We start from the raw sequence: 13,908 nt of genomic DNA on the forward strand, positions 1-13,908 counted from the left end.
ACTCCAACACTCCGTAGGAGCTGGCTTGCCGGCGATGGAGCTCCAACGTTTTTCCACATCCTCCCTCCAAGCAGGAGTCCATCATCATGGAATGGCTATCGGAATTTGGTGCCATCGCGGCGATGCAGGGGTTCAACGGCTTGTCCGTGTTCTGTGTGCTGCTGTTGATGGCATTGGGGCTGGCGATCATTTTCGGCCAGATGGGGGTCATCAACATGGCCCACGGCGAGTTCCTCACGATCGGCGCCTACACCACCTATGTCTGTTCGAGCCTGACCAGTCATTTCGCCCCGTGGTTTCAACCCTATTATTTTTTCATCGCCATCGCCCTGTCGTTTCTGGTGGCCGGGGCCATCGGCTGGCTGGTGGAGTGGGCGATGATCAGCCGGCTCTACAAGCGTCCGTTGGACACATTGCTGGCGACCTGGGGGCTGTCCCTAGTGATGCAGCAGACCTTCCGTTCGGTGTTCGGCGCCCGTGAAGTCAGCGCCACGCCGCCGGAGTGGCTGATGGGCTCGTTCAACTTCACCGAGTCCATCGAGATCCCGCGCAACGGTCTGTTCATGATGGCCCTGACCCTGCTGCTCACCGCGGCCATTTTTCTCTTGCTCTACCGCTCACGCTGGGGCCTGCAAGTGCGGGCCACGGTGCAAAACCGGCTGATGAGCCGTGCCGTGGGCATCAACACGCGCAAGGTCGACCGCATGACCTTTGCCCTCGGTTGTGGTGTCGCGGGGGTGGCCGGCGCGGCCTTTACCACCATTGGCTCCACCGGGCCCACCGCGGGCTCGCAGTACATAGTCGACACCTTCCTGGTGGTGGTCTTCGGCGGCGCACAAAGCCTGTTCGGCACTATTGCGTCGGCGTTCGTCATTGCCCAGACCCAATCGATCTCGGAGTTCTTCCTCAGTGGTTCGATGGCCAAGGTGCTGACCCTGTCCGGGGTGATTCTGATCCTGATGTTGCGCCCTCAAGGGTTGTTCTCCATCAAAGTGCGCAAGTAGAGGCGAGCCAATGAAGCTTTTAGACAAGATGCTGGCGGGCAAGCAGAACCTGTTGGGCGTGGCCCTGTTGGCGCTACTGATTCTCGTGGTCTTCCCGCTGACCCTGGATGCCTTTCGCCTGAACATGGTGGGCAAGTACCTGACCTATGCCTTCGTCGCTGTCGGCCTGGTGCTGTGTTGGGGCTATGGCGGCATTCTCAGCCTCGGGCAAGGGGTGTTCTTCGGCGTCGGCGGCTACTGCATGGCGATGTTTCTCAAGCTCGAAGCCTCCGACCCGCAGAGCACCAAAATCCAGTCGACGCCGGGCATTCCGGATTTCATGGACTGGAACCAGATCACCGAACTGCCGTGGCTCTGGGTACCGTTCCACAGTTTCAGCTTCACCCTGTTGGCGGTGATCCTGGTGCCGGTAGGGCTGGCCTTCATCATTGGCATGGCGCTGTTCAAGCGGCGGGTGGGGGATGTTTATTTCTCTATCGTCAGCCAGGCCATCGCGCTGATTCTCACGGTGCTGATCGTCGGCCAGCAGGGCCTGACCGGCGGAGTCAACGGCATCACCGATCTCAAGACGCTGCTCGGCTGGGACCTGCGCAGTGACAGCGCCAAGCTGCTGCTGTACTTCATCAACGCGGCCTTGTTGTTCGGCTGCATTTTCATCGGCCGTTTTGTCCTTGCGTCGAAGCTCGGGCGGCTGCTGATGGCGATGCGCGATAAAGAGGAGCGGGTGCGCTTCTCCGGTTATGACGTGGCCAGTTTCAAGATTTTCGTGTTCTGCATCGCCGCTGCCTTCTCGGCCATAGGCGGCGCCATGTTCGCCTTGCAGGTGGGCTTCATGTCGCCTTCGTTCGTCGGCATCGTGCCATCCATCGAGATGGTGATCTTTGCCGCTGTCGGCGGGCGCATGTCGCTGCTCGGCGCGGTGTATGGGGCCTTGCTGGTGAACTACGGCAAGACCTATTTCTCCGAGTCCTTCCCCGAATTGTGGCTGTACCTGATGGGCGGGCTGTTCATTGCCGTGGTCATGTACTTCCCCAATGGTTTGGCCGGACTTTGGGACAGCCATGGCCGCCAGACCCTTGGCCGTTTATTGCGGCGTACCCCGCAGCAAGCTGCCGTTGCCGCGCCCCTGCCGGAGACGTCGCGCACTGCACCGCCGACCCCCGCTTCTGAACGCCCTTCGCTGGAGACGCAACCATGACCGCCGTAGGTTTTCAGATGAACAAGTCGGTGCTGGTTATCGAGGGGCTGACGGTGTCCTTCGACGGTTTCAAGGCCGTGGACAACCTCAACCTGTACATCGACCGCAATGAAGTGCGGGTGGTGATCGGGCCCAACGGCGCAGGCAAGACCACGGTGCTCGACCTGATCTGCGGCAAGACCCGCGCCACCAGCGGCAGCATCCAGTTCGACGGAAAGGAACTGACCAAGATGCGCGAGTACAACATCGTCCGTGCCGGTGTCGGGCGCAAATTCCAGAACCCGTCGATCTACGAAAACCTCACGGTGTTCGAGAACCTGGAGATGTCCTACCCGGCCGGGCGCAAGGTGTTTGGCGCGTTGTTCTTCAAACGCAGTGCCGCAGTGATTGCCCGGGTTGAAGAGGTGGCGCGGGAGATCTTTCTCGGCGAGCTGTTGCAGCAACAGGCCGACCTGCTGTCCCACGGCCAGAAGCAGTGGCTGGAGATCGGCATGCTGCTGATGCAGGACCCTGACCTGTTGATGCTCGATGAACCGGTCGCAGGGATGAGCGTCAACGAGCGCGTACAGACTGCGGAACTGCTCAAGCGCATCAGCCAGGGCCGCTCAGTGCTGGTGATCGAACACGACATGGAATTCGTCAAGAGCATCGCCCATAAGGTCACGGTGCTGCATCAGGGCAAGGTCCTGGCGGAGGGCAGCATGGAGTCGGTGCAGAACAACCCGAAAGTCATCGAAGTCTATTTAGGCCATTGAGGAAGCAGGCATGTTCAACGTAGACAAGCTGTCCTGTGGTTACGGCCAGAGTCAGATCCTTCACGACCTCGACCTGGCCGTGGCCAAACGCGAAATCGTCGCCGTGATGGGACGCAACGGCATGGGCAAGACCACGCTGTTCAAGAGTTTGATGGGCATCCTTCCGCAGTGGCGGGGGCAGGTCAGCGTCGATGGTCAGGAAGTCTCGAACCTGGAAACCCACGAGCGGGTGGAGCACGGCATCGCCTATGTGCCTCAGGGGCGGATGATTTTCCCTAGCATGACGGTGTTGGAAAACATACAGACCGGCCTGCCGGCATCGGCCCGGGGCCAGGTGCCCGAAGACCTCTATGCGTTGTTTCCGGTGCTCCACGACATGCGCTCGCGCAAGGGTGGCAACCTTTCGGGCGGGCAGCAGCAACAACTGGCGATTGCCCGGGCACTGGCGACCAATCCCAAGGTGTTGTTGCTCGATGAACCCACCGAGGGCATCCAGCCATCGATCATCAAGGACATCGCCCGCACTTTGAAAGAGATCCGCCACCTGCGCGACCTGACCATTGTGGTCTCCGAGCAGGTGCTGTCATTCACCCTGGAAATCGCCGACCGCTTCCTGGTGATCGAGAAGGGTCGCTTCGTGATCGAGGAGACCCGGGACAAGGTCGACGAATCCACCATCAGTCGCTACCTCTGCGTGTAGGCGCGATCGGCCCCCTTGTAGCAGCTGGTAAGCCAGCTCAAAGGGGTACGTCATCCAACGTATTGGCCGATTCGTGCCGCCATTCGAGACTGGTTCCAACGCGGTACATCCCTAATGTTCAGGAGCTTCGCCATGACCGATACCTTGATCAAAGTCGACCTCAACCAGCCCGCCACCGAGAACGAACAGATCCACAACCGCTGGCATCCGGACATTCCCATGGCCTGCTGGGTCAAGCCGGGGGATGACTTTATTCTTGAGACCTACGACTGGACCGCTGGCGCGATCAAGAACAACGACGACGCCTCGGATGTGCGTGACGTCGACTTGTCCACCGTGCACTACCTGTCCGGTCCAGTGGGCGTGCATGGCGCCGAGCCGGGAGATCTGCTGGTGGTCGACCTGCTGGACATCGGCGCCAAGGCCGAATCGATGTGGGGCTTCAACGGCTTCTTCTCGCGGCAGAACGGTGGCGGATTCCTCACGGATCACTTTCCCAGCGCACAGAAAGCCATCTGGGATTTCAAAGGCATGTTTACCAGCTCGCGGCACATTCCCGGGGTCAACTTTGCCGGCCTGATCCACCCCGGATTGATCGGTTGCCTGCCCGACCCGGTAATGCTCGGCGACTGGAACCGCCGTGAGCAGGAACTGATCGACACCCACCCGACCCGCGTGCCGCCCCTGGCCAACGCGCCGCTGGCCGCCACCGCACACATGGGCAAGCTCAAGGGCCAGGCCCGGGATGATGCCGCGGCAACGGGCGCGCGCACCGTGCCACCGCGTGAACATGGTGGTAACTGCGATATCAAGGACTTGTCCCGGGGCTCGAAAATTTTCTTCCCGGTCTACGTCAAAGGCGCCGGGTTGTCGGTGGGGGATCTGCACTTCAGTCAGGGCGACGGCGAGATCACCTTTTGCGGTGCTATCGAGATGGCCGGCTGGGTTCATATGAAAGTCGAGCTGATCAAGGGCGGCATGGCCAAGTACGGGATCAAGAACCCGGTGTTCAAACCCAGCCCGATCATCCCGACCTACCAGAACTACCTGATCTTCGAAGGTATCTCGGTGGATGAAGCCGGCAAACAGCACTACCTGGACGTGAATATCGCCTATCGCCAGGCCTGCCTGAATGCGATCAACTACCTGACCAAGTTTGGTTATTCCCCCGCCCAAGGCTATGCCCTGTTGGGTTCTGCGCCGGTGCAAGGGCATATCAGCGGCGTGGTCGATATCCCCAACGCCTGCGCGACCCTCTGGTTACCCACCGAAATCTTCGAGTTCGACATCAACCCCAACGCCAACGGTCCCATCAAACACCTCGACGGCAGTATCGATCTGCCGATTGCCCCGGACCTGTGAGACACGCCCGAGCTCGATCAATGTCTGGAGAGCGCCATGCCGACCTATGAGTACGAATGCCAAACCTGTGGTTCTTTCACAATGTTGCGGCCCATGGCCCAACGGCACGAGTCGTGCCAGTGCCCGTCTTGCGCGGGCCCGGGAGGGCGGTTGCTGTTGTCTGCGCCGGCACTGACGACGTTGTCGAGCAGTCAGCGCCAGGCCATGGCGACCAACGAGCGAAGTGCCCACGCGCCGCAGACGCTTGGCGAGTACCAGCAGAACCGTCGTCATCCCAGTGGGTGCAGTTGTTGCGCACCGAGCAAACCGCTGGCCCCGACCAAAGAAAATCCACAGGGGCTCAAGCGTAAAACCGGCTCCAGACCTTGGATGATCAGTCATTAACAGAGGTAAATCTCATGCGTCATGGTGATATTTCCAGCAGCCCGGACACCGTGGGTGTCGCGGTCGTCAATTACAAAATGCCGCGGCTGCATACAAAAGCCGAGGTCATTGAAAACGCCCGCAAGATTGCCGACATCATCACGGGGATGAAAAGCGGTCTCCCCGGCATGGACCTGGTGGTGTTTCCTGAATACAGCACCATGGGCATCATGTACGACCACGATGAGATGATGGCGACTGCCGCCAGTATTCCAGGCGAAGAGACTGCGATCTTTTCCGCCGCGTGCCGTGCGGCTGACACGTGGGGGGTGTTTTCACTGACCGGTGAGCGGCATGAGGAACATCCCCACAAAGCCCCGTACAACACGTTGGTGTTGATCAATAACCAGGGCGAAATCGTCCAGAAGTACCGCAAGTGCATTCCCTGGTGCCCCATAGAAGGGTGGTACCCGGGTGATCGGACCTATGTCTGCGAGGGTCCCAAGGGCCTGCAAATCAGCTTGATCATTTGTGATGACGGCAACTACCCGGAGATCTGGCGCGACTGTGCAATGAAAGGAGCGGAGTTGATCGTCCGTTGCCAGGGCTATATGTACCCGGCCAAAGAGCAGCAGGTGATGATGTCCAAAAGCATGGCCTGGGCCAATAATTGCTATGTGGCAGTGGCCAATGCGGCGGGCTTCGATGGGGTTTATTCCTACTTTGGTCACTCGGCGATTATTGGCTTCGACGGTCGCACCCTGGGCGAATGCGGTGAAGAGGAAATGGGCATTCAGTACGCACAATTATCCGTTTCGCAAATCCGCGATGCGCGAGCGAACGACCAATCACAGAATCATTTGTTCAAGCTGCTGCATCGCGGTTACACCGGGGTCTATCACTCCGGGGACGGCGACAAGGGAGTGGCTGACTGCCCGTTCGACTTTTACCGCACCTGGGTACTGGACGCGCAGAAAGCCCGGGAAAACGTCGAAAAACTGACCCGTAGCACCGTCGGCGTGGCTCATTGCCCGGTGGGAGACCTTCCCCACGACGGTAAAGAAAAACACGCAGGCTAAACCATGCCTTTGGTGAATGATCGCATCGACCCAAACCACCCCCAGCCTGGCCTGACCAGCGCATCACCGGCAGCAGAGTTGTTGACCTCACGCTTCGCCTTCAATCCCGCCCAAGTCATGGCGTTGTTGCGCAGTCGAATTGTCGGCCAAGAACACGTCATGCGCGTGGTCGAGGCGTTGCTAAACGTGGTTAAGGTCGATATTGGTGAACGTGAGCGACCGTTGACGGTGAACCTGTTCATGGGGCCGACCGGTGTCGGCAAGACCGAAATCGTACGTCTGCTGGCACTGGCCATACACGGTCGCGCCGATGCTTTTTGTCGCATCGACATGCACACCTTGGCCCAGGAGCATTACTCGGCGGCGCTCACCGGAGCGCCACCTGGTTATGTGGGGAGTAAAGAGGGCGTCAGTCTGTTCAATAGCGAATTGATTCAAGGCACCTACAGTCGCCCAGGCATCGTGCTGTTCGATGAGCTGGAAAAGGCCAGCAAGGAAGTGGTGCGCAGTTTGCTGGGCATTCTTGAGAACGGCCAACTGACTTTGGCGGGCGGTAGCCGAACACTGGATTTTCGCAATAGCCTGATCTTCATGACCAGCAACATTGGAGCCCGGCAAGCGACCACCTACAGGGAACGTTTTTCACGCGGTTGGCGGCGCTGGCTCGGCATCGCCCCACAAGGTGAGCAGGCTATGTTGGAGCTGGCGTTGCACGCGTGGTTCGAACCGGAGTTTCTAAACCGTATTGATCGCATCCTGGTTTTCCAACGCATCGAAACCCAATGGCTGGAAGCGTTGTTGCAGATCGAACTGAACAAACTCAACCAACGTCTCGGTCAGCATCGCCGTACGCTGGTCCTGGACGTTGCGGCAAGCGACTGGCTGTGCCAAAAGCATGACCCACGCTTCGGTGCTCGGGCCCTGACAAGGCGAGTGCGGGTTGAGCTGGAACCTGCCATCGCTGAGTGTTTGCTGGCTTATCCGCAGGCAATGCAGATGGCTGCGACGGTCGAATCAAACAGGCTCAGGGTTGTTCCATTGGCGTAAGAGACGACACCGGATTGAGGTCCGCCGTGATACCCCGCTTACCGGCGATCCTGACCAGCATTCAGTGTCTCGTTGCCGAGTTCAGCAGTCGAGGATTCAGCCGGTGCAAACTTTTGGCCGTTTTCTTCTGGTAGTTCTACAACGCATCAAGCTGACGCTATGGCCTAGGGAATCGCTGACGCACTACGCTAGGTGATGATGCGCATTCCCCAGCGTGTCAACGCGCCAGCGCCGAAGGATTTTCCTGCAACATCACCGAGCTGTGGAGGGTAGCGAGCGCTTCCTTCAATAAGGATTGTTCCTGCGCGTCCTTGGATTTCTTGCTTTCCTTGGCGGCGTACTCCAGCAATGCCAAGTGGCTGCGGCTGGTTGAAAGTTCCTTCGGCACCACTGTCTCTTCAACCATTTTGCCCATGACGTATTGCTGTGTCCGTGTGTCCTGGCTGGCGCTTTGCGTGACGGTGGCTTTGCTCAGTCGGCCATCCTTGTAGGCGAGGCTGGCCGAGCTGCGGGCCTCGTCGTGCACTTGTACGTAGAGATAGTTCTGCGAGTCGGTCGTTGTGCCTAGCACGGGTGCTTTCCCGCCCTTCAGGCTCTTGTGGTAACTGGCCGATAAACTCGATTGCTGGACTTGATCGACGCTGCGATTGCTCATTATGGAACCTGCAACGACAGTTTTTTGCGACAGGGTATAAGCAAAGCTATCGACTTCGGACGGGCGCATCGGGTTGGACGCGTTGTTGGTTTGTTTGATAGACGCCTCGAAGTCTGCCAGTCCGGTCAGTAGGCCTTTGTCCGTCGCATTCCGGGTCAGTGGCGCTGTTGGGATAGCGCCCTGTGGATAGTGGCTGTTCATGGCGCTGAAGGCGTCCTTGAACATCTCCATCAGGGCGGCCTTGGCGCTGCCGCGCTCCTGCACCCGGTCAAACTGGGCGAGGTAGCTGTTCAGGGCGCTGGCCTGTTGCTTGGCATCACCCAGGATTGTGCTGTTTTTCAGATCCACGCTCAGGTTCAATTCGCCATCTGGACCACTCATTTGCGTGGTGCGGCTCTGGCTGTCGGCGCGGTAGGCAAGGATCAGGTCCTCACCGTCCACGCCCTTGAGCTTGGCGTTCAGGTCAATGGATGCCAATACGCTGGAGTCGAACTGCGTCAGCTTGCTCAGGTCGAGCTTGGGCGGCTCGGCGGTCAGCCCGTCGACAGCCGCTTGAAAGGCGCTGCCCAGAACGCCAATCGCCTTGAGTTCGTCCTCGCTCAGCGGGTCGCCGTCCACCGTAGCCTGAACGCCAAGTCCATCGTCCTGGCTGGTCAGGCTGAAGGTAACCGTCTTGCCACTGGCGGTCTTGATGCTGAGGGTGATCAGGTTGTCGGCTTTATTGTGCAGCAGCGCCTGTTCGGATTTTATCTCGGCGGCGTTGTGAGCCCCGTCCGTGGTGGTATGGAGCACTGACTGGGAAATGCTCGAACCACTCTTGGCGAACTGCTCCACCAAGGCTGCGCCCAGGCCGTGGAAACGGTTGGCTATCGACAGCGATCTGGGGTTGGTTCCCATGACGCGAGTGACGGCATCCTGACTGGTCTTTTCCCAGACACGAACAATCTCCTGGCCGGGCAGTTGCCCGAGTCGGGAATAGGTCTGTGATTCGACATCGGCCACGGGGTTGCCCAGGCTGACGATTGCCGCTGGTCGAGCCGCCGAGACATCAGCGCTCTCTATCACTGTTGCAGGCGATGCCGCGACGGCAGAGCGAGTCGGGATCTGGATGGGAATGGCAGGGCTGATCGGGGATAGCGTAGTCATGACAGTCCGTGTCGAGTGGGCAGAGTTACGCTCAATGTAGTGAATACACCGTCCGATTGAAAGCGTGGACGTTGAAATAGGTGGCAGAAAGCTATGATCCGTCGGTAAATGCCGGAACGACACAGCTCAATCGGAACGGATTGGGTTTTTCATGGGAGCGTCAGGCAGGGACGGTTCAATGCTGCGTGATCAAGCCATCTGATAGTAAATTGAGCCCAAGCCGTTTGTCGGTTTCAGGTATAGCGCTTTTCTAAAGTAGAGGGATCCTCATGAAAGCCGTAGTTTACGAAGCCTTCTCCCAACCCCCACGTTTGATGACCGTCGAAGACCCGACCCCCGAGCGTCACGGTGTGGTGGTTCAGGTCCTTGGCACGGGCGTCTGCCGAAGCGACTGGCATGGCTGGAAAGGTCATGACCCTGATATTCAGCTGCCCCATGTGCCCGGTCACGAATTGGCAGGGATCGTGGCTGAGGTCGGTAAAGATGTCACAAGATGGAAGGTGGGCGATCGTATCACCGTGCCTTTTGTCGGCGGCTGCGGCGTGTGTCCGGAATGCAATAGCGGCAACCAGCAGGTGTGCCACAGCCAGTTTCAGCCGGGTTTCACCCATTGGGGCTCTTTCGCCGAGTATGTGGGGATTCACAAGGCGGATTTGAACCTGGTTGCGTTGCCGGAAAACATGGATTTCGCCACGGCGGCGAGCCTGGGCTGTCGTTTCGTCACCTCGTTCCGCGCGGTTGTCGATCAAGGCAGGGTCTCGGCGGGGCAGTGGGTGGCTGTTCATGGCTGTGGTGGCGTGGGGCTGTCCGCGGTGATGATCGCCCACGCTATCGGGGCGAACGTCATCGCCATCGATATCTGCGACGATAAGCTCAAGCTTGCCCAGTCGCTTGGTGCCGTCGCGACGGTCAACGCAAGCCGGGTGGCGGATGTCACCGAGGCGGTACTCGAGATTACGAAGGGCGGCGCTCACGTTTCGCTGGATGCCCTGGGTCATCCAACGACCTGCTTCAACTCCATCAATAATCTGAGGCGGCGCGGCAGGCATGTCCAGGTCGGTTTGATGCTGGCGGACCACAGCACGCCCTCGATCCCAATGAGCAAGGTCATTGCCTACGAGCTGGAGATCTGTGGCAGCCATGGCATGCAGGCTCACCGTTACGGCGCGATGATGGACATGATCACGTCCGGCAAGCTGGCGCCTGAAAAACTGGTGGGCAAGACCATCAGCCTTGAGCAATCGATTGATGCGCTCATGAACATGGACCGGTTTGACACCGCAGGCGTTACGGTTGTGACGCAGTTCTAAACGCTTGCCGCCGGCTGGCCGAGCGATTCCCGATACTGCGTTTCATCGACCTCGCTCAGCGTCGCATAACCGTCGTAATGGTAGAACCGATGCCTGTCACGGGCGTAGCGGTCATTCAGAAATTCGAGGGTGGCCAGGTCGATTCGCTTGGCACTCAGCGGGCGTCGGTGGCAGAACAACTTACGCGTGCCCAGTTGCAGGAAGTCGGGATGTGGCACGCGGACTTCATTGGGGTCGAATGCCACATCCAGCGGCTTGCCTTCCGAGAGAATCAGGGTAGGGCTGATGGCATAGGTGCCGAGAATGCGGGTGTCCGAGGGATGTAGCCGCTTTTTCGCCTCACCGTAGTAATACACCGTGTCCTGATCCTTGGCCCAGCCATGCCCGCAGGATTCGAAAGAGGCCGCTTGTGCCTTACGAATCGGTTCCGGGGGATGGTAAAAAATCCGGTGGCAGAACACGGTCTTGCCGTCGGTCAGGTAGGGTGGGCCGAGTGAGTGAAAATGCTCCGCCGCTTCCGGGGAAAAACGTTCGGGTACCTCCGTGTCTGCGTTATGGAATGGGATCAGATACAAGCCGTTGGCATCGCCGCAAAGATGCGTGTCCAGCAATTTGAAACTCGCTGCGTCCAGCCCGTTGATCACGCGTCCATGGAAATACACCTGGTCGCCTAGCTCAAAACCGAGACCGATGGCCTGTAGCGCCAGCGTTTCCGTGTGCGTTTGTGCGGCTTCAGGCCGTGCCTGCAAGCGGTGCCACCAATACCCTTCCAACTGCGGATGGGCTTCGAAGTAAGGTGCCCACGCCTCTTGCATGGTCGCATCGATGATGCCGCCAGAGCCCAGCGGGCCGTGCTTGTCACCGACCAGCACGGGCGAATAATCCTGGTCATGGCGATAGAGCTGGGTCACGACGAAGCTTTCCACGTCGACATCGAGGCGTTTCTGGCGCCTGTAGACGTGTTGGTGATCACGGTAATAATCGAACCCCAAATGACGAAAACTCGGGCCATGGGCATCGCGAAGGCGGGTCCCGGCGGCGTAGACGTACTGGTCGTCCACGGCAAAATACTCATCCTCGTATTCGCTGGCGCTGACCATGCGACCGCCGTCATCGAACGCTGGCTGCCAGCACTGGAGCAGGTGGAAGTCGCCCACGTAGCGCATGGTTTTTCCGGTCAGGTAATAGGCGCGTTGCTTGTCCTTGGCGTAGCGTTCGTTAAGTACGGTGAAGGTCGCCAGGTCGGCATTGTCGATGCGGTAGAAGTACTCATAGGAAATGCTCGAACCTTGCTGCGCTTGCACGATGATCGACTGCCCATCGGTGCCCCAGCGTTGGGCGAGCATCTGGAAGTTGTCCGGGTTGGCGACCGGCAGCGGCGTGCCGTCCTTCTGGTGCAGTGGCTTGAAGCCCCTATAGACTTGATCGTCGATCACTCGATAGGACGAGTGGTTGCAATACCGCACCCGCGCCGTGGCGCTAGCGATAATGTGCCCCTGCAAAAAGAGATGCGCACCGTCGCAGAACAGGGCGGACGCTGAAGTCACCGTGGCTGGGGACGAGGCCAGCAGGGCCAGCCTGTCGGGTCGCGCCTCGTGGATTTGGGTGATCGCGTACTCGCCGAACCAATAGGCACCGGTTGCGTCACGCCAGTACTGGTGACCGAGGCTTTCCAGGCCGTTGTCGAAGCGAAACGGCAGGGCCAGCAGCGCGTGGTAGCCGTGGCGCTCCCGGTAGGCCGGAAGCAGGTAGTAATCACGCAGGGCGCCGCGCAAGACCCAAGGGTTGCGTCGATGCCGCCAAACCGGCTGACCGGCCAGCAAGGGTGAGGGCGGATAGTGCCCGGCGCTGGCACATTGTGCTAACTCGCCGGGTGGTGCGCCTTGAGGGTTGAGCATGATGTACACATCAGGCACTTGCCCATCGCCCAGCAGCACACCGTCCATGAATGCGAAGCCTTGATGCCATTCAAGGTTCAGCGGTTCCCAGTCGGCAATAGCAGTCTCTATGTCTGTCATGTCATTGCGATCTGCACGTTTCATGGTTGGCCAAAGACGACAAGTTTCACTCGAGTTCGACCCCTGGCGAGGCTGGCCCAAGAGTGTATACTTTGGCAAATTTTGTCAAAAAACAGGCAAAGTCATGAGTACCATGAACATCTCCCTGCCGGACGCTCTCAAATCATTCATAGATGATCAGGTTAGCCAGAGAGGCTACAGCACCAGTAGCGAATATGTGCGGGAGCTGATTCGCAAGGATCAGGATCGGCAGCACCTGCGTGGCTTGATACTGGCCGGGGCGGAGTCTGCTCCCACTGCTCCTGTGAATGGCGACTACTTCGAATCCCTTCGGGCCAAGGTGCGCAAGGCGAGAGGATGAAGGCGAAGCCCGTCATTGCGCGAGCTCTTGCCAGCCAGGATGTAGAGGACGCCATCAACTATTACCTAGGCGAGCAGGCAGAGCAGGCGGCACTCAATTTCATCGACGCCTTGGAAAACGCCTATATGCACATCAGCCGCCATCCGGCATCGGGTATGTCCAGGTACGCCCATGAGCTGGATGTCCCCGGATTACTCTGCTGGCCGCTGAAACGTTATCCCTATCTGGTGTTCTACGTGGAGTGCAACGAACACATTGACGTATGGCGAGTTCTACACGCCATGCGGGACATTCCTGAATGGATGTCATCATGAATCAAGCGAACCCGTTGGCCACAATGACGTAGCCCAATCTGCAAAGATTGGGCTTTTTTACGCCTGAAAATAGGGACCACCAAACCAAAGATCCCCGCTGCCACACTCAGAAAATGAATTTGAACAGCGCAATCACCACGATCAGGCCAATCAGGAAAATGATACCTACGGTGCCGCCAAGGAATTTCAACATAAGGACGCTCTCATCGGATGGGCTTAATCGTCTAGACCGCCACCGATAGCGCTCGTTTCGTCGAATATTCATGGGTGATGATCAATGGACCGCAAAGGACCTTGGCACCGGCACATGCTCGAATTTGGAAATGGTCTTGATCCAGTAGCGGCGATAGTCCGTCTGGTCCGGCGCCAGCGGCTTGTGGCTGGACCATGGGTGTTTCTCCTTCAGGCTGGCGCGGTACGCTTCCCATTCTTTCTGCTCGGCCACTTCCCGGGCTTTGCTCCGGTCATCGAACCAGCCCAGAACGTAAGCTTCGCCCTGGTCCGTGCCGTGCGCTATCAGCAAATAAATCTCTGTCATGACTGACCTACCGTTCTGTCCTGCGCCCCAGTTGCGGGGTCTTATCCTGGGTATCGGC

General features: G+C 58.8%; 14 protein-coding genes. 11 read left to right on the forward strand and 3 right to left on the reverse strand.

Annotated features, from left to right (window positions below):
- Positions 1-86: 86 nt before the first annotated feature.
- The 8 genes from urtB (at position 87) to TK06_RS00990 (ending at position 7,508) form a co-directional block, all read left to right on the forward strand.
- Positions 87-1,004, forward strand: a complete 918-nt coding sequence (gene urtB, locus TK06_RS00960) for an urea ABC transporter permease subunit UrtB (RefSeq protein WP_063320401.1) — start codon at positions 87-89, stop codon at positions 1,002-1,004.
- 10 nt (positions 1,005-1,014) lie between these two features.
- Entirely contained in the window at positions 1,015-2,202 is a 1,188-nt protein-coding gene (gene urtC / locus TK06_RS00965; protein WP_063320402.1) for an urea ABC transporter permease subunit UrtC, read from the forward strand.
- A complete protein-coding gene (gene urtD, locus TK06_RS00970; protein WP_063320403.1) occupies positions 2,199-2,957 on the forward strand; it encodes an urea ABC transporter ATP-binding protein UrtD in 759 nt (252 codons plus the stop codon). The genes urtC and urtD overlap by 4 nt, the downstream gene beginning before the upstream one ends.
- A 10-nt stretch (positions 2,958-2,967) precedes the next feature.
- Positions 2,968-3,657 (forward strand): urea ABC transporter ATP-binding subunit UrtE, encoded by a 690-nt coding sequence (urtE, locus tag TK06_RS00975; protein ID WP_063320404.1) that lies wholly within the window; start codon positions 2,968-2,970, stop codon positions 3,655-3,657.
- Positions 3,658-3,789: 132 nt separating this feature from the next.
- On the forward strand, positions 3,790-5,019 hold the full coding sequence (fmdA, locus tag TK06_RS00980; protein WP_003203578.1) for a formamidase: 1,230 nt from the start codon (positions 3,790-3,792) through the stop codon (positions 5,017-5,019).
- A 36-nt stretch (positions 5,020-5,055) separates the two neighbouring features.
- A complete protein-coding gene (locus TK06_RS30455) occupies positions 5,056-5,403 on the forward strand; it encodes an FmdB family zinc ribbon protein (RefSeq protein ID WP_082534334.1) in 348 nt (115 codons plus the stop codon).
- Positions 5,404-5,417: 14 nt separating this feature from the next.
- Entirely contained in the window at positions 5,418-6,461 is a 1,044-nt protein-coding gene (locus tag TK06_RS00985; RefSeq protein WP_063320405.1) for an aliphatic amidase, read from the forward strand.
- Positions 6,462-6,464: 3 nt separating this feature from the next.
- Positions 6,465-7,508: an AAA family ATPase gene (locus tag TK06_RS00990; RefSeq protein ID WP_063320406.1), complete on the forward strand. Its 1,044-nt coding sequence runs from the start codon at positions 6,465-6,467 to the stop codon at positions 7,506-7,508.
- A gap of 217 nt (positions 7,509-7,725) precedes the next feature.
- Here the strand turns inward: TK06_RS00990 and TK06_RS00995 are convergent, their stop codons facing one another.
- Positions 7,726-9,165 carry a hypothetical protein gene (locus tag TK06_RS00995; protein ID WP_063320407.1) on the reverse strand — a complete coding sequence of 480 codons (1,440 nt, stop codon included), beginning with the start codon at positions 9,163-9,165 and terminating at the stop codon, positions 7,726-7,728.
- 413 nt (positions 9,166-9,578) lie between these two features.
- On the opposite strand from TK06_RS00995, the gene TK06_RS01000 reads away from it, so the two are divergent.
- Positions 9,579-10,619, forward strand: coding sequence for a zinc-dependent alcohol dehydrogenase family protein (locus tag TK06_RS01000; RefSeq protein ID WP_063320408.1), 1,041 nt, complete (start codon positions 9,579-9,581; stop codon positions 10,617-10,619).
- Here TK06_RS01000 and TK06_RS01005 read toward each other — a convergent pair.
- The gene (locus tag TK06_RS01005; RefSeq protein ID WP_063325036.1) at positions 10,616-12,637 is read right to left on the reverse strand and encodes a DKNYY domain-containing protein; all 2,022 of its coding nucleotides are present in this window, start codon (positions 12,635-12,637) and stop codon (positions 10,616-10,618) included. The two genes, TK06_RS01000 and TK06_RS01005, sit on opposite strands and share 4 nt — an antisense overlap.
- Before the next feature lie 124 nt (positions 12,638-12,761).
- Between TK06_RS01005 and TK06_RS01010 the strand changes: the two genes are divergently transcribed.
- Both TK06_RS01010 and TK06_RS01015 read left to right on the forward strand, forming a co-directional pair.
- Positions 12,762-12,998: a type II toxin-antitoxin system ParD family antitoxin gene (locus tag TK06_RS01010; protein ID WP_063320409.1), complete on the forward strand. Its 237-nt coding sequence runs from the start codon at positions 12,762-12,764 to the stop codon at positions 12,996-12,998.
- A complete protein-coding gene (locus TK06_RS01015) occupies positions 12,995-13,312 on the forward strand; it encodes a type II toxin-antitoxin system RelE/ParE family toxin (protein WP_063320410.1) in 318 nt (105 codons plus the stop codon). The genes TK06_RS01010 and TK06_RS01015 overlap by 4 nt, the downstream gene beginning before the upstream one ends.
- 274 nt (positions 13,313-13,586) lie before the next feature.
- On the opposite strand, the gene TK06_RS01020 is transcribed toward TK06_RS01015, so the two are convergent.
- Positions 13,587-13,850, reverse strand: a complete 264-nt coding sequence (locus tag TK06_RS01020; RefSeq protein ID WP_003203536.1) for a hypothetical protein — start codon at positions 13,848-13,850, stop codon at positions 13,587-13,589.
- Between the last annotated feature and the right edge of the window lie 58 nt (positions 13,851-13,908).

It is taken from the genome of Pseudomonas fluorescens (assembly GCF_001623525.1).
GTDB classification, from domain to species: domain Bacteria; phylum Pseudomonadota; class Gammaproteobacteria; order Pseudomonadales; family Pseudomonadaceae; genus Aquipseudomonas; species Aquipseudomonas fluorescens_Q.